Genomic DNA, 16,198 nt, shown 5'->3' on the forward strand with positions numbered 1-16,198 from the left:
ATGTTGGTCGCCGGCGCGGTGACGTTCGTGGCTTCGGCGTCGTTGGCGCTGGGTTTGCGGTTCGCCCCGGATCACGGCCCCACCTCCGTCGACCAGGTCACCCACACCTCGTCGACACCCTCGGTCGCCGAGGCCGCGACCCCGCCCCGGCCGCCGCGGGCCGCCGCGGTGCGGGCACCGGCCCACCCGCCGGCCGCCGAACCCGAGGACGCGCCGATCGCCGCGCACGATGAGGACGAGTCGACCCCGTAGCGCCCGCGCCGCTCAGCTGATCAGCGACAGCGCATAACAGCGGCGCAGCTTGCCGGACGGCGTCTTCGGGATGCTGCCCGGCGCGAGCACGACGACCTTCCGCGGCCGCACATCCACCTCGGCGACCACTTCGTGCGCGACCTGGTGCTCGATCCGGCGGGCGTCGGCGGCGTCGTCGTAGGTGTTCGACTCGACCGCGACCGCGAACGTCTCCCGCGGGTGCCCCGCGTTCAAGCGCACCGCGACCGCGCATCCGGGCCGGACCCCCGGGACGCGTCCGGCGGCGCGTTCGATGTCGGTGGGGTAGATGTTGCGGCCGGCCATGATGATGGTGTCCTTGACCCGCCCGCACACCACGATGTGCCCCTCCTCGGTCAGATAGCCCAGGTCGCCGGTGTCATACCAGCCGTGTTCGTCTTGGGCGGGCAAAAAACCCGCGATCGTGGTGTAGCCCGGCGTCAACGGCGCGCCACGCACCTGGATCACCCCGACACCCCGGGCGGGCCGCACCTCGTCGTTCTCGTCGACGACGCGGACCTGCAGACCGTCGAGCGCCGGACCCAGCCGGGCCAGCCGACGGGTCCGGCCTTTGCTGGTCGGCACCGCCGTGTGCAGCACGGCGAGCAGATCGGCGTCGACCTCGTCGACCACCAGGCCGGCGCCACACTCGGAAAACGACACCGCCACGGTGGTTTCGGCCATGCCGTACGCGGGCAGGATGGCGTCGGGTCGCAAGCCGAACGGCGCGCCGGCCGCGCAAAACTCTTCGACGTCGGCGGGCTCGACTTGCTCGGATCCCGACAGCGCCCAGCGCAGGGTGGACAGGTCGAATTGGCCCGGTGTGGCCTGGTTGCGCAGCCGCCTGGCCAGCAGTGCGTAGGCGAAGTTGGGGGCCGCGGTCATGGTGCCGCGGTACTTGTCGATCAGCTTGGCCCACAGCAGGGTGTCGCGCAGAAAGTCCATCGGCGTGACCTTGACCAGCTCCGCGCCGAAGTACATCGGCACCACCAAAAACCCCGTCATGCCCATGTCGTGGAACAGCGGCAGCCAGCTGACGATCACGTCGGTGTCGAGGTCGTAGCGGGCGCCGACGAACATCGCCTCGGCGTTGGCGACCACGTTGCGGTGGGTGATCCGGACGGCTTTGGGCGCGCCGGTCGAGCCCGAGGTCAGCTGCAGCAGCGCCAAATCGTCCTCACCGGTGTCGACGGGATCGGTCGGGTCGGCGGACAGCAGGTGTTCCACGGCCAGCACCCGCAGCCCCAGCTCGGTCAGCAGCGGAGCCGCCGCCAGGAACGGGTCGGCGATGAGGGCCGCCTTGGCTTCGATCATCGCGATGATCCCGGCGGTCTCGCTGGCCCACGCCTGCAGGTCGGTCCGCGGCGTGGGTTGATGCAGCATGGTCAGGCTGGCGCCCCGCATCCACAGGCCTTGCGCGGTGGGCGCGATCGCGACCGGGGCGCCGGCCAGCACCGCCACCACGTCCCCGGGGCCGACGCCGGCGGCGGCCAACCCGCCCGCCACGCGGCGGGCCCGCTCGTGCACCTGCCCCCAGGTGTGGCGCACCGGCGTGGTCGGCTCCCCAGTCGTCATCCCGTGCGGACTGGTGAGGGCGCTGCTAAACATTGTGTCGGTGAATTTGCTCAATGCGACGCTCCCAACGGCACCGCCTGTTGCCGCAGACGGTGACCGGGATGTGCTCCCGCGGCGAACCTACGCCGTCCGACAATAACCAAAAAGGTCTTCGCCGGGGATAAAACCGGAAATATCGCGGTCGCGTGTACGCGCCTTAGCCGGTTTTGCCGGTCCCCGGAAAGTCGGGCTCCCGCGGGCCCATATCCAGCCGAAACGGTGGGTATTCGTCGCGCATCAGCGAGGCGTAGACCCGCACCCGAAGCGCCCACCGGTTGATGCCGATCATCAAGTCGTACAGGCCTTCTGGGTAGCGACCGGTGAACAGCAAACCGATCATGGCGATCAGCAGCAAAAGGGGCGCCAGCGGCAGCACGAAATGCAGATCCCAATGGTCGCCGTGGTCGTTGAAGAATCGCCAACCGCCGTTGTACAGCAGGGCCAGCACCAAATAGTGCGGCAGCGCCAGCAGCCACCATTTGACCAGCACCCGGCCGCGGTGCAGCCGCTCGGGGTAGTCGACCTCCAGGTCGGCGGGATACTCCGGTTTGGGCCGCAGGCTAAACGGCGGATACCGGTCGGTTCCCAGCGCCGAGATCGCGTAGAACGCGACCCGCCAGCGCCAGCGCATCACACCGACGGTGAAGTCGAACAACGGCCGGGGATACCGCCCGGTGAACAGGATCGCGAAAAAGGCGATCACGGTCACCACCAGATAGCCGCCGGCCAAGACCAGCAGCACCAGGTAGTGCGGGATGGCCAGGAGCCACTTGATCAGCCACCGCCAGCGCGATACTGCCTCGAGCTCGCCGCGGACCCGGACCGGATATGGGGCGGATTGAGGTTGCATGAGCGACGCCTCCTGCGACGGCTTCGACTCGAAGGTGAGCCTGCCCCGATTGTGTCGCAGCAACACCCCCGGGCCCAGCATTTGGGCCTCGGCCGCTCAGGTGTCCGTGGCGCGGGTGGCGTGAAACGTGACCGTGACCTCGTCGGCGACTTTCAGCGCACCCATCATCATCGAGTAGGGCCGGACACCGAAATCGGATTGCCGGACCGCGGCTTTGCTGGACAATTCCCACATCGCACCGGAATTCGTTGTGCGCAGCTCGATTACCTGCCGGCGGGTGGTGCCGTGGATATCCAGCTCCCCGGTCAGCCGGTATCCGTCGGCGGTCGGTTCAACCGTGTTGGCGGCGAAGCGAATCTGCGGATAGCGACGGGCATCCAGGGAGCGCAAGGCGTTCGAGCGCACCAGCGCCTTTTCCGGCCCCGACAACGGGGTTACGCCGCCTTCGCCGTGCAGCACCTCCAGGGAGTCCACGGCGACGGTGAGCTCGGCCGTCGCGGGCTCGCCGTCGGCCCAGCGCACCGTCGCCCGCCAGTGCCGCATCGCGATGGTGAGCCGATGCCCCATTTTCGCTGCCCGACCGGTGACGCCGGTGTGAATGAGCAGCTCACCGTGCTGCCCGTCGAGAGTCCACGCTGTGTCGGCCACAGCTGCCACCGTAGCGGCGGGCCCGCGACGGTCGGCGGCGCCTCAGTGGGCGACCGGGCACCTCGCGCCGTAATCGACCTGCCAGTGCTTGATCCCGTTGAGCCAGCCGGACCGCAGCCGCTCGGGCCGGCCCACCGACGCCAGATCCGGCATCCCGTCGGCGATCGCGTTGAACATCAGGTCGATCGTCATCCGGGCCAGGTTGGCGCCCATGCAGTAGTGCGCGCCGGTGCCACCGAACCCGACGTGCGGGTTGGGGTCGCGCAGAATGTTGAACGTGAACGGGTCGTCGAACACCTCCTCGTCGAAGTTGGCCGACCGGTAGAACATCACCACCCGCTGACCTTGTTTGATCGGCACCCCGGACAGTTCGTAGTCCTCCAGCGCGGTGCGCTGAAACGAGGTGACCGGGGTGGCCCACCGGACAATCTCATCGGCCGTGGTGGCCGGGCGTTCCCGCTTGAACAGCTCCCACTGGTCGGGGTGCTCGGTGAACGCCATCATGCCCTGGGTGATCGAGTTGCGGGTGGTCTCGTTGCCGGCGACCGCCAGCAGAATGACGAAGAACCCGAACTCGTCGTCGGAGAGCTTGTGACCGTCGACGTCGGCCTGAACCAGGGTGGTGACCAGGTCGTCGCCGGGGTGTTCGGCCCGATCGGCGGCCATCGCCATCCCGTACATGATCAGCTCGACCGACGCCGCGATCGCGTCGTTGCCGGCGAATTCGGGATCCATGTCGCCGACCATCTGGTTGGACCAGTGGAAAATTTTCTTCCGCTCGGCCTGCGGCACCCCCATCAGGCCGGCGATCGCCTGCAGCGGCAGTTCGCACGACACCTGCTCGACGAAGTCGCCGGCACCTTCGGCGGCGGCCGCCTGGACGATCCGCTGGGCGCGTTCGGCCAGGTCGTCGCGGAGCCGCTCGACCGCCCGCGGGGTAAACGCCCGGGAGATGATCTTGCGCAGCCGAGTGTGTTGCGGGGCGTCCATGTTGAGTAGCACGAACTTGCCGCGGTCGATCTGCTCGGGCACCGTGCCGTCCTTGTAGCGCGGTAACGCGGTCTTTTGCAGGCTGGAGAACACATCGCTGCGCAGCGAGATCTCCTTGACGTCCTTGTGCTTGGTCACCACCCAGAAGCCGCCGTCGTCGAATCCGCCCCGGCCCACCGGCTGTTCGTTCCACCAAATTGGCGCGACCCGACGCATCTCGGCGAGCTCGGCGACCGGCAGCCGCTCGGCGTAGATGTCGGGGTCGGTGAAGTCGAAACCGGGCGGAAGATTCGGCGTTGGCATCGGTGCATTCCTCGCGGCGACGGGTTCTGCAGCCAGTAATACACCGCCGCCGCCCCCGCGGGCGTCAATATCACCGGATTGCGGAACCGCCCGGTCGGGGCAGCGCGGACGTTTGTGTGCGGAAGCAGTCGGACACCCGGACGGCACCCGTTAGGCTCTCGGCGTGGGCCGACCGGGCACAGCAGACGTGAGGGTGCGACATGATTCGTGAACTAATGACCGCCGCTGCCATCGCCGCAGCCGCGGCCGGTACGGCGCCGGTCGCCGGCGCCGACCCACGGCACTATCCCGGCGACGTGCCGGGCATGGCCGAGGGCGCCACCCAGGGCGATGCCTGTTACAGCTGGGAGCGCTTCATCTACGGGCACGGCCCCGACGGGCAGGCGCTGGCCTGCCACTTCATCCCCAACCAGTTCCCGGGCAAGGACACCGGGTTCTGGATGATCTCGTATCCGCTGCAGGGCGTGCAGAACATCGGCGCGCCCTGCTCGAACCCGCAATCGGCGGCGCAGTCACCCGACGGGCTGCCGCTGCTGTGCCTGGGCGCCCAAGGGTGGCAGCCCGGGCTGTTCGTCGGGGGAGCCGGGCCCTACGCGCCACCGGGAGTCATCCCGTCCGAGTAAGTTTGGCGCGTGGCCGCAGACTCCCGCTAGTCGGTCGGTTCGTGTTTGACCGGCACCAGGGGAGTGGCTGCCAGCGGGAATAGCCCCACGCCCTAGCCCTTCAGTGCGCGGTAGCGCCGAATAAGCGTGTTGGTCGAGGAGTCATGGCCGAGTTCGGGGTCGGCCGCGCTTGTCAGCTCGGGGACGATCGCCAACGCCAACTGCTTGCCTAGTTCGACGCCCCACTGGTCGAATGAGTCGATACCCCAAATCGTGCCCTGGGTGAACACGCTGTGCTCATACAGGGCGACCAGCGCGCCGAGGACGTAGGGGGTGAGTTTCTCCGCCAACAGCACATTGGTGGGGCGATTGCCTTCCATGATCCGATGCGGCACCACCGCCTCGGGGGTCCCCTCCGCCCGGACCTCTTCCTCGGTTTTGCCGAAGGCCAGCGCTTGGGCCTGGGCGAACACGTTCGACGTCAAGATGTCGTGGTGGTCGCGAAGCGGGTTGAGGCTCTTACCGAAACCGATCAGGTCGACCGGGATCAGCGCCGTTCCCTGGTGGATCAGCTGGTAGAAGCTGTGCTGGCCGTTGGTGCCGGGTTCGCCCCAAAACACCGGTCCGGTCGGGTAATTCACATTCGCGCCGTCAAGGGTGACATGTTTACCGTTGGATTCCATCGTCAGCTGCTGCAGATACGCGGGGAAACGCTTGAGGTACTGGTCGTAGGGCATCACACCGATGGACTGGGCCCCAAAGAAGTTCACGTACCACACCGTGAGTAAGCCCATCAGCATCGGCAGGTTCTGCTCTGGTGCGGCGGTGCGGAAGTGCTCATCCATCGCGTGGAAGCCGGCCAGCAGTTCACCGAAGCGTTCCGAGCCCAGCGCGACCATCGTCGACAGGCCGATGGCCGAGTCCATCGAGTAGCGTCCGCCGACCCAGTCCCAGAAGCCGAACATGTTCGCGGGATCGATGCCGAACTCGGCCACCCGATCGGTGTTGGTCGAGACGGCCACGAAATGCTTTGCGACCGCCTGGTTGCCGAGCCGGTCGATGATCCAGTTGCGGGCCGAGGTGGCGTTGGTCAGTGTCTCGAGGGTCGAAAAGGTCTTCGACGACACGATGAACAGCGTCTCGCCCGCCACCAGGTCCCGGGTCGCCTCGACAAAGTTGGTGGAATCGACATTCGAGACGAAGCGGAAGGTGAGGTTGCGGTCGGTGTAGTGGCGCAGCGCCTCGTAGGCCATCACCGGCCCCAGATCCGATCCGCCGATGCCGATATTGACGATGTTGCGGATCGGCTTGCCGGTGTGTCCCTTCCAGGCTCCCGACCGGATCTTGGTGGCGAAATCGGCCATCCGATCCAGCACCTGGTGCACCTCGGCAACGACATCGACCCCGTCGACCACCAGCGATGTCCCCTTCGGCATCCGCAGCGCCACGTGCAGCACCGCACGGTTCTCCGACACGTTGATCGGCTCGCCGGCGAACATCGCGTCGCGGCGCCGCTCGAGCTCAGACTCCTTGGCCAGCTGGAGCAGCAGCGTCACGGTTTCTTCGGTGATGCGGTTCTTCGAGTAGTCGAGGTAGATCCCGGCGGCCTCGGCGCTGAACCGCTCACCGCGGGTCACGTCCTGAGCGAACAGCTCGCGCAAATGGCGGTCCTGGATCGTCGAATAGTGCTGGGCCAGGGCCTCGTAGGCTGGGCGCTCCCGCAACGGCGGAATCGGCATGTGTTGTCTCCCGTGTGAGTGCGGTCAGTTGGTCAGGCGACGGCGGAGGTCTGCGTCTGGATCCGGTCCATCAGCTCGTTCCAGGCCGTGACGAAGGATGCGGCGCCGTCACGCTGCAGCTGGGCCGCCACCTGGCCCAGATCGACACCGGCGTCGGTGAACCGCGCCAGCAGCGCATCGGCGTCGCCGCCGTCGGCCGGCAACGGATCCCCAACCTCACCGTGGTCGTAGAAGGCCTTCAGGGTGTTCTCGGGCATGGTGTTGACGGTGAACGGAGCGGCCAACCCGTGCACGTACAGCGTGTCGGGGGCGGCGGGATCCTTCGTGCTGGTGCTGGCCCACAGCAGCCGCTGCATGCGGGCTCCGTCATTCTTGAGCCGCTGGACGCGGTCGGAGTTCGTCAGCTGCCGGTAGGCCCGGTAGACGTCAAGTCCCACCGCCAGGGCCAGCTGGTCGTGTAGATCCGCTGGTACCCGATCGGCGACCGCCTGGTCCCAGCGCGACATGAACACCGATGCGACCGATCCCACGTTCGGGTTGAGCCCGTCGGCGACTCGGCGCTCGATGCCTTGCAGGTAGGCATCCGCGGCGGCCCGGTACTGATCGGCGGAGAACAGCAGCGTGACGTTCACTGGGATGCCGGCCGCGATCGCCTCGGTGATGGCCGGCAGGCATTCGCGGGTGCCCGGGATCTTGATGAACAGATTGGGTCGCCCGGCCTGCTCGTGCCGGGTCTTGGCGGCCGCGACGGTGTCGGCGGTTTGGTAGGCGAGCAGCGGCGAGACCTCCAGCGACACCCACCCGTCCACCCCGTTGGTCCGCTGGTGGATGGGCAAGAACAGGTCGGCGGCGCGGCGCAGATCCTCGATCGCCAGCTCGAAAAACAGTTCTTCGGGTGACAGCCCCGCGCCGGATTTGGATCGGATGGCGTCGTCGTAGTCACCCGATCCGATGGCCTTGTCGTAGATCGAGGGATTGGAGGTCAACCCGGTGACCGAGTAGGCGTCGATGTAGCGCTGAATGGTGCCGTCGTCGAGCATGCTGCGGGTGATGTTGTCGAGCCACAGGCTCTGTCCCCGCTCATGCAGGGTCTCGGTGGCTTTCACGGTGCTCCTTCCTTAGGGCCGCGCTGCGCGTTCCTTAGGGCCGCGCTGCGCGGTTAGGGCTGGCGGGCCGCGGCCAGGCACTCACGGGCCCGTTCGACGATCCGCTCGGAGGTGAAGCCGAACTTGTCGAGCAGTTGCTTCAGCGGCGCCGACGCCCCGAAGGTGTGCATCCCGATCACCGCGCCGCCGTCACCGACGTAGCGGTCCCAGCCCAGGGTCGAGGCCTGCTCCACCGCGACGCGCGCGGTCACCGATGGCGGGAGCACCTCGTCGCGGTACCGCTGGGGCTGGCGGTCAAACAGCTCCCAGCACGGCATGCTCACCACCCGGGTGCCCACGCCATCGGCCTGCAACTCCTCGCGGGCGGCCAGCGCCAGGTGCACCTCCGATCCGGTGGCCAGCAGGATGACGTCGGGTGGGCCGGGGTCGGCCTCGGCCAGCACGTAGGCGCCGTTGGCGACGCCGGCCGCGGGGGCGAAGATGCCGCGGTCGAGTGTGGGTAGCGCCTGGCGGGACAGGACCAGCGCGGCGGGCTCGTGCCGCAGGGCGGTCACGATGCGCCAGGTCTCGACGACTTCGTTGGCGTCGGCCGGACGGAACACCAGCAGACCGGGGATGGCGCGCAGCGAGATCAGTTGTTCCACCGGCTGGTGGGTGGGTCCGTCTTCGCCGACGCCGATGGAGTCGTGGGTCAGCACGTGCAGCACCGGGATTTCCATCAGCGCCGAGAGCCGGATCGCCCCGCGGGCGTAGTCGGAGAAGATCAAAAAACCCGACCAGTACGGGCGCAGCTTGCTCAGCGCCATCCCGTTGGCGATCGCCGCGGCCGCGTGCTCGCGCACCCCGAAGTGCAGGTTGCGGCCCGGTTGCCCGGCCTGAAAGTCACCCGCACCGTCGAAGGTGAGTCGGGTCTTGGTGGACGGGGACAAGTCGGCTGAACCGCCGACCAGCCACGGCACCGCCTGGGCCACCGCGTTGAGCACCCGCCCGGACGACTCCCGGCTCGCCATCCCGTTGGCATCGGCGGCGAACGTGGGCAGCGCTTCCTGCCACCCGTCGGGCAGTTCGCGCCGCTGGATGCGCTCGACCTCGTCGGCGAGCCCCGAGAACGCGGCGCGGTAGCGCTCGAAGGTGGCCTGCCACGCGTCGCGGGCCGCCTGGCCGCGCGCACCGATCCCCGAGGCGAAACTGTCGTAGACGCCGTCGGGGACGTAGAAGTCGGCGTCCTCGGGCAGGCCGAAGAACCGCTTGGTCGCCCGGACCCCGTCAACCCCGAACGGGCTGCCGTGCGCCTTGGGGGAGTCCTCGACCGGCGAACCGTACCCGATGTGGCTGTGCACCACGATCAGCGTCGGGCGTTCCGTTTCGGCGCGGAAGGTGTGGAACGCCCGTTGGATCGAGTCGACATCGTTGGCGTCGGCAACCGAGGTCACATTCCAGCCGTAGCCGATGAAGCGCGCCGCGACGTCCTCGGTGAACGCGATGTCGGTGTGGCCCTCGATCGTGACCCGGTTGGCGTCATAGATCCAGCACAGGTTCGCCAGCCGCAGATGCCCGGCCAGGGAGGCGGCCTCAGCGGAGACCCCCTCCATCATGCAGCCATCCCCGGCCAGCGCGTAGACGTCGAAGTCGAACAACGTCAGCTCGTCGCGGTTGTAGCGCTCGGCCAGCCAGCGCCCGGCGATCGCCATGCCCACCGAGGTGGCCACGCCTTGGCCCAACGGTCCGGTGGTGGTCTCCACCCCGGACGTCCAGCGGTATTCGGGATGGCCGGGGCAGCGGGAGTCGAGTTGGCGGAAGGTCTTCAGGTCGTCGAGGGTGACCGCGGCCCGCCCGAGCACCTCGTAGTCGGGGTCCACCGCCCGGACGCCGCTCAGGTGCAGTAGCGACCACAGCAGGGCCGACGCGTGGCCTTCGGACAGCACGAACCGGTCCCGGTTCGGCCAGATCGGGTCGGCCGGGTCGAAGCGCAGGAAACGCTGCCACAGCGTGTAGGCGACCGGAGCCACGCCCATCGGGGTGCCCGGGTGCCCCGAGTTCGCGCGCTGGATCGCGTCCATGCACAGCGCCCGAATGGTGTTGATTGCGACGCTGTCCGCGTCGCGTGTCATCGTGGTGGTCACGTCAGCTCCATTGCCGGGCTCAGATCGGCATGCGGTAGCCGAAGAACTCGTAATCCTCGTGGGACCCGCCCTGTCCGAGTCCGAGATGCGCGAAGCTCTCCACGAACTCGATCGCTTCGATCCATTTGACTTGCTTGAAGCCGATCTCACGCTCATTGCGCAGCCGAAGCGGTGCGCCGTGGGTTTCGTTGAGCGGCTCGCCGTTCATCTCGTAGGCCAACAGACACGTCGACGCGCGCATGTGCTCGATCTTGTGGCAGTCGTAGTAGCGGCCTTCCCGGGGGTCGGCACCCGCGTCGGCCATGGAATAGAACACCACCCAGCGCGCCGACGGCACCGGGCGGACGATGTCGAGGATGTCCGACATGCGCACTCCGCCCCATTTGGCGACCCCCGACCAGCCTTGGATGCAGTAATGCTGGGTGATCTGTTCGTGTTTGGGCAATGCCAGGATCTCGTTGTAGGAGAGGGTGACCGGGTTCTCCACCAGGCCTTCGATGCGCAGCGCCCATTCCGCCCAATTGGTGGACAGCAAGTAGTTGTAGTGCTGGGACGTGGGGATGCGGCCGTTGGGCCAAAAGTACGGGGAGATGTCCTTTTCGGTGTGCGTGGCCTTCGGAGACGCCCATTCCATGAACGCCTTGAGCCAGCCCACCAGCCAGCGGCCGACGACCTGAACGACCCCGGGATAGCGGATCGTGAGGGGGGACGCAATCAACCACAACACGACGATGGCGGCCATCGCCACGAGGTAAACTGCTAGTGCCCAATAAGATTCGGTGTTCGTGCCCAAGACGATATGGTTCAGGTTCCCCACCAGTCCGGTGATGAACACCATCACCGTGTGGATGGCGATGAAAAGGATCATCCACAACAGAATCGCGAAGTGGACGGTGCGGGCGACCTGACGGTTGAAGACACCCGCGCCGAACCCGAACCGGGCCGCGATCGCCGGCGCTTGCAACAGGCCGGTGACGAACGCCAGCGGCGCGGCGATGAACACCGTGGTGAAGTAGGCGATGATCTGCAGGCCGTTGTAGTTGGTGAACCCTTCGTTGGCCGGGAAGTCCAGCGAGGCGTACTGCACTCCGGTCGACAACGCGTTGGGCAGCACATCCCAGGAGCACGGCACGATCCGTCGCCATTGGCCGGTGCTGAACAGCAGCACATAGAAGACCGCCCCGTTGACCAGCCACAGCAAGTCGAAGCCGAAGTGCCACCAGCGCGCCAACCCGATCGAGTGCCGAAAGCCCGGTATGCCCAGCCACTTCGGCAGGGCCACCGAATCGTCTTTGGCCGTCCACACCCTGGACGCGTCCGCTTGGTCCATCCGGTCCGCGGGGACCGGGTCGCGCATCCGAAACCACGCCGTCCCGGGCTGACAGCCGGAGTTGAGGTACAGCCGCGGGTGATCGGACAGGATCTGCACCCCGGCCCGCATCAAAAACATCATGAACACGATGTTGAACAGGTGTTGCCAGCGCAGCCAGGCCGGAAATCCCGAGATGACCGCCGACGCGTAGGTGGTCGAGGTGCCGGGATAGGTGTCGATGAAGCTCTTCATCCAGTCGTACTGGCGGAGCTGCTGCGCCACCGCCACCGCGACCAGCAACCCGGCCACGCCGATCGGAATCAGCCACAGCGTGCTGTACCAGCGTCGACCGATCCGGACGTCGGGCACCCGCGCCTTCTCCTGCGGTATCCCGCCGGCCCAGTCGTCAAGGTCGATGCGGCGGTCGAGCACCCGCTGGCGCTCCCGCTGGTCCAGTAGGGAGTCGAGACGATCGGGCGCCGGATCCGCACTGCGTTGGACGTTTTCGGTCATAGGGTGCACTTCGGTGAGTTCAAGGCGCGAGCCAACCCGCGCGGCCCAATCCACGTCACAAATTCCCGCCAAACCGCATGGCAGACAAAGCAATTCGGGGTTAGCTCACATTGCCAGCGTTGGCCTCTATTCGGTACGCCCCGACGATAGCGCGGTACCGCCGCCCGCTCCACCTGCCGGAGGTTTTCTTCCATGGGTACTTCCGATGCCAGCAATCATTACTATCGATGCATGGATCTGCGGCAGTTGACGCATTTCGTGGCCGTCGCGGAGGAACGACAGTTCACCCGCGCCGCGGCACGGGTGCATGTCGTGCAATCCACGCTGTCCGCCTCGATCGGCAGTCTCGAACGTGAACTCGGCACCCCGCTGCTGATTCGCAGTAGCCGCCGGGTGGAGCTGACCGCGGCGGGCCGCGCTTTGCTGCCGGCCGCGCGCCGGGCATTGGCCGCTGCCGAGGATGCGCGTGCCGCGGTCGCCGCCGTACACGGGTTGTTGCGGGGGCACCTGGCCATCGGTGTCGCCCAGGCCCTCGGCAGCATCGACCTGGCCGCGCTGTTGCTGCGCTATCACCAGCGCCATCCCGGGGTGGGATTGACCCTGAAGCGCGGCACCATCGACGGGATGGTCCGGGCAACGGTGGCAGGCGAGTTGGACCTGGCCTTCGTTAACCATCCGTTCGATCCACGTCGGGTCGACGAGCTGTCGTTGTGTGCCGAATCCCTGGTGCTCGCCGTGTCGTGCGACGACCCGCTGGCCGGACGGCAGGTCGTCGCGCTCGCCGACCTGGGGTGCCGTGAGTTCGTCGCGATGCGCAAGAAGTACGCGATCCGCACCCGGATCGACGCGAGTTGCGCCGCGGTCGGTCTCAACCGCCACATTTGCTGCGAAGCCGACGCGCTGAGCGACCTGGTCGACTTGGTGGGCAGCGGGATGGCCATCGCGTTCTTGCCGCCGTCGATCCTGAAGGGGGCCGAGCGCGTCGTCGCCGTGAACACCGATCCCGCGATCCCCTGGGAGCTTGTCGTGGTCACCCCCGCCGAGCGGCCGCCGTCACCGGCTGCCGCGGAATTCCTCGGCATGGTTCGCGAGTGTGTCTAGCGCCGCGGCGACGGCGGACGGTTGTCGGGTCAAACCCGCGTGTCTAGTGTGGAGCCTGGCTGCCGCGGGGGGTGGTCTGGTGCGTGCGCTGGTGGGTAAAAGATTTCGGTGGAGGAGGCGGCTTGGCCGAGCACGACGGACATCCCTCGGACCTACTGGTGATCTTCGGAATTACCGGGGATCTAGCCCGCAAGATGACCTTCCGCGCCCTGTATCGGCTGGAGCGCCGCAAGGTGCTGGACTGTCCGATACTGGGCGTGGCCAGCGACGACATGACCGTCGAGCAGTTGGTCAACCGGGCCCGGGAGTCGATCGGCGCGGCCGAGGAGATCGACGAGGAGGTGTTCGGTCGGCTAGCCGAGCGGCTGTCGTACCTGCACGGCGACGTCACCGACCCCGCACTGTACGACGCGTTGGCCAAACAGGTCGGTTCGGACCGCCGGCCGCTGTACTACCTGGAGATGCCGCCGTCGCTGTTCGCGCCGATCGTGGAGAACCTCGGCAAGGCGGGACTGCTGGAGCGCGCCCGGGTGGCGGTGGAGAAACCCTTCGGCCACGACCTGACGTCGGCGATCGAGCTCAACACCCGGCTGCGGGCGGTGCTGCGCGAGGATCAGATCCTGCGGGTCGATCACTTCCTGGGCAAGCAACCGGTGGTCGAACTGGAGTACCTGCGGTTCGCCAACACCACGCTCGCCGAGATCTGGGACCGCCGCAGCATCGCCGAAATCCACATCACCATGGCCGAAAACTTCGGGGTGGAGGACCGGGGCAGCTTCTACGACGCCGTGGGCACGTTACGCGATGTCGTGCAAAACCACCTGTTGCAGGTGCTCGCCCTGGTTGCGATGGAGCCGCCGGTCGGCCCGAGCGCCGACGACCTCAACGACAAGCGGGCCGAGGTGTTCCGCGCGATGCCCGAACTGGATCCCGCCCATTACGTCCGGGGCCAGTACGCGGGCTATACCGAGATCGACGGCGTGGCCGCCAACTCGCAGACCGAAACCTTCGTCGCGCTGCGCATGGAGATCGACAACTGGCGCTGGGCCGGGGTGCCGATCTTCCTGCGGGCCGGTAAGGCGCTGCCGGAGAAGGTGACCGAGGTTCGGCTGTTCACCCGCCGCGTTCCCGCCCTGGCGTTCTTGCCCAAGCGGGAACGGGCGCAGCGCAACCAAATCGTGCTGCGCATCGATCCGGATCCCGGGTTGCGCCTGCAGTTGGTGGCTCAAGACGGTGACTCGTGGCGCGACGTCCACCTGGACTCCGCGTTCACGGCGGAGCTTGGTGAACCGATCCGGCCCTACGAGCGGCTGCTGCACGCCGGGCTGACCGGGGATCGTCAACTGTTCGCGCGCGAAGACAGCATCGAGGAGACCTGGCGCATCGTGCAGCCCCTGCTCGACAGCCCCGGCGAGGTCCATCGCTATGAGCCGGGTTCGTGGGGCCCCGAGGCGGCGCACACGCTGCTGCGCGGTCACCAAAGCTGGCACGAGCCGTGGATGCCGGGAAACAATCACCCGTCGAAGTAAGGAGAACAGACGAACATGCAGCTAGGGATGATCGGTCTGGGCCGGATGGGTGCCAACATCGTGCGCCGGGTCGTCAACGACGGACACGAATGCGTGGTCTATGACCACAATCCCGACGCGGTCACCGCGATGGCCGGGGACGACAAGATCACCGGGGTGGCCTCGCTGGCCGAGCTGGCCACCAAGCTCAGCGCCCCCCGCGTGGTGTGGGTGATGGTGCCGGCCGGGACGATCACCACCGGGGTGATCGAGGAGCTGGCCGGGGCCCTGGAGCCCGGCGATATCGTCATCGACGGCGGCAACTCCTACTACCGCGACGACATTAAGCACGCAAAGCTGCTGTCCGAGAGCAAGATCCGTCTGCTGGACTGCGGCACCAGCGGCGGCGTGTGGGGGCGGGAACGCGGCTACTGTCTGATGGTCGGCGGCGACGCCGACGCGTTCGCGCACGCCGAGCCGATCTTCGCCAGCGTGGCGCCTGGGGTCGAGGCCGCACCGCGCACCCCGGGCCGCGACGGCGAGATCGCGCAAGCGGAGAAGGGCTACTTGCACTGCGGCCCGTCCGGGGCGGGGCACTTCGTCAAGATGGTGCACAACGGCATCGAGTACGGGATGATGGCCTCGCTCGCGGAGGGACTGAACATCCTGCGCAACGCCGACGTCGGCACCCGCGTGCAGCAGGGGGACGCCGAGACCGCGCCGCTGACCGACCCCGAGTTTTACCAGTACACGATCGACATCCCGGAGGTCACCGAGTTGTGGCGCCGCGGCAGCGTGATCGGCTCCTGGCTGCTGGACCTGACCGCGATCGCGATGCGCGAGTCCCCGGACCTGACCGAGTTCTCCGGGCGGGTCGCCCACCCCGGGGAGGGCTGATGGACCACCATCGCCGCCATCGCCGAAGGCGTCCCGGCACCGGTGCTGTCGGCCGCGCTGTACTACCGGTTCGCCTCGCGGCGCCTCGGTGAGTTCGCCGACAAGGCGCTCTCGGCGATGCGCAAGCAGTTCGGCGGCCACGACGAGAAAACCGACAGCTAGCGGCGGACCGCCCGGCGGGGGCGTCGTCGCATTCCGGCCGCCCGCAGCGGCCGGCGTGCCAGGATGGGGGTGCCGCAACCGCGGCGCGCGACCCAGTCGAGTGGTGTGGCCGATGCCCGGTATTGACAAGCCGACGGGGCGGGTGCTCGCCCTGATCGTGCTCTTGGTGCTCGGTGCCGCCGCGCTGCGCGGCTACCTGCCCGACTCCGGGCGGCGCGCCCGGCACCCGCCGGAGCACCCGGGCTCGGCGTTCGCGATGGCGGCGCTGCTCAGCGTGACGGTGGCGATCCTCGCGGTGTCCCTGATCGTGCGGCTGCGGGATCGGCGCACGTTGCCGCGCGGCTCGGCCGAACTCGCCGAGGGCACCGTCGGGGCCGGGGGACGACCGAGCTGGCGGGTGGTGCTGATCGGTCTGGGGGTGCTGCTGGCCTGGCTGCTGATCGTGGTGCTGCTGGTGCGC

11 protein-coding genes and 3 pseudogenes are annotated in these 16,198 nt (G+C 67.7%); 6 read left to right on the plus strand and 8 right to left on the minus strand.

Going from position 1 to position 16,198, the window contains the following annotated elements:
• Nucleotides 1-252, plus strand: a pseudogene (locus BKN37_RS29280) (DUF7159 family protein); the annotation flags it as partial.
• 12 nt (nt 253-264) lie between these two features.
• On the opposite strand, the gene BKN37_RS19430 reads toward BKN37_RS29280, so the two are convergent.
• The 4 genes from BKN37_RS19430 to BKN37_RS19445 form a co-directional block, all read right to left on the minus strand.
• On the minus strand, nt 265-1,899 hold the full coding sequence (locus BKN37_RS19430; RefSeq protein ID WP_071028595.1) for a fatty acyl-AMP ligase: 1,635 nt from the start codon (nt 1,897-1,899) through the stop codon (nt 265-267).
• Between the two features lie 142 nt (nt 1,900-2,041).
• On the minus strand, nt 2,042-2,734 hold the full coding sequence (locus BKN37_RS19435) for a DUF4389 domain-containing protein (RefSeq protein WP_071028604.1): 693 nt from the start codon (nt 2,732-2,734) through the stop codon (nt 2,042-2,044).
• Between the two features lie 96 nt (nt 2,735-2,830).
• On the minus strand, nt 2,831-3,382 hold the full coding sequence (locus BKN37_RS19440; RefSeq protein ID WP_071028596.1) for a YceI family protein: 552 nt from the start codon (nt 3,380-3,382) through the stop codon (nt 2,831-2,833).
• Nucleotides 3,383-3,424: 42 nt separating this feature from the next.
• Nucleotides 3,425-4,675, minus strand: a complete 1,251-nt coding sequence (locus BKN37_RS19445) for a cytochrome P450 (protein ID WP_071028597.1) — start codon at nt 4,673-4,675, stop codon at nt 3,425-3,427.
• Between the two features lie 200 nt (nt 4,676-4,875).
• On the opposite strand from BKN37_RS19445, the gene BKN37_RS19450 reads away from it, so the two are divergent.
• Nucleotides 4,876-5,298: a hypothetical protein gene (locus tag BKN37_RS19450; RefSeq protein ID WP_071028598.1), complete on the plus strand. Its 423-nt coding sequence runs from the start codon at nt 4,876-4,878 to the stop codon at nt 5,296-5,298.
• Nucleotides 5,299-5,390: 92 nt separating this feature from the next.
• Here BKN37_RS19450 and pgi read toward each other — a convergent pair whose 3' ends face one another.
• Genes pgi through BKN37_RS19470 form a run of 4 tightly spaced genes read right to left on the minus strand, consistent with a single transcriptional unit; the run spans nt 5,391 to nt 12,070 of the window.
• Nucleotides 5,391-7,016, minus strand: coding sequence for a glucose-6-phosphate isomerase (gene pgi, locus BKN37_RS19455; RefSeq protein ID WP_071028599.1), 1,626 nt, complete (start codon nt 7,014-7,016; stop codon nt 5,391-5,393).
• Nucleotides 7,017-7,048: 32 nt separating this feature from the next.
• Nucleotides 7,049-8,122, minus strand: coding sequence for a transaldolase (tal, locus tag BKN37_RS19460; RefSeq protein WP_071028600.1), 1,074 nt, complete (start codon nt 8,120-8,122; stop codon nt 7,049-7,051).
• Nucleotides 8,123-8,175: 53 nt separating this feature from the next.
• Nucleotides 8,176-10,245: a transketolase gene (gene tkt / locus BKN37_RS19465; protein ID WP_242657298.1), complete on the minus strand. Its 2,070-nt coding sequence runs from the start codon at nt 10,243-10,245 to the stop codon at nt 8,176-8,178.
• Nucleotides 10,246-10,264: 19 nt separating this feature from the next.
• Nucleotides 10,265-12,070 carry a molybdopterin-dependent oxidoreductase gene (locus tag BKN37_RS19470; protein WP_071028601.1) on the minus strand — a complete coding sequence of 602 codons (1,806 nt, stop codon included), beginning with the start codon at nt 12,068-12,070 and terminating at the stop codon, nt 10,265-10,267.
• A 231-nt stretch (nt 12,071-12,301) separates the two neighbouring features.
• Between BKN37_RS19470 and BKN37_RS19475 the strand changes: the two genes are divergently transcribed.
• From BKN37_RS19475 to BKN37_RS19490, 4 genes and pseudogenes are all read left to right on the plus strand, one after another.
• On the plus strand, nt 12,302-13,171 hold the full coding sequence (locus BKN37_RS19475) for a LysR family transcriptional regulator (RefSeq protein ID WP_071028602.1): 870 nt from the start codon (nt 12,302-12,304) through the stop codon (nt 13,169-13,171).
• 122 nt (nt 13,172-13,293) lie between these two features.
• Nucleotides 13,294-14,700: a glucose-6-phosphate dehydrogenase gene (locus tag BKN37_RS19480; RefSeq protein ID WP_071028603.1), complete on the plus strand. Its 1,407-nt coding sequence runs from the start codon at nt 13,294-13,296 to the stop codon at nt 14,698-14,700.
• A 15-nt stretch (nt 14,701-14,715) separates the two neighbouring features.
• Nucleotides 14,716-15,738 (plus strand): annotated as a pseudogene (gnd, locus tag BKN37_RS19485) (phosphogluconate dehydrogenase (NAD(+)-dependent, decarboxylating)).
• A gap of 112 nt (nt 15,739-15,850) precedes the next feature.
• Nucleotides 15,851-16,198 (plus strand): annotated as a pseudogene (locus BKN37_RS19490) (DUF4129 domain-containing protein); the annotation flags it as partial.

The organism is Mycobacterium talmoniae (assembly GCF_001854525.1).
GTDB classification, from domain to species: Bacteria; Actinomycetota; Actinomycetes; order Mycobacteriales; family Mycobacteriaceae; genus Mycobacterium; species Mycobacterium talmoniae.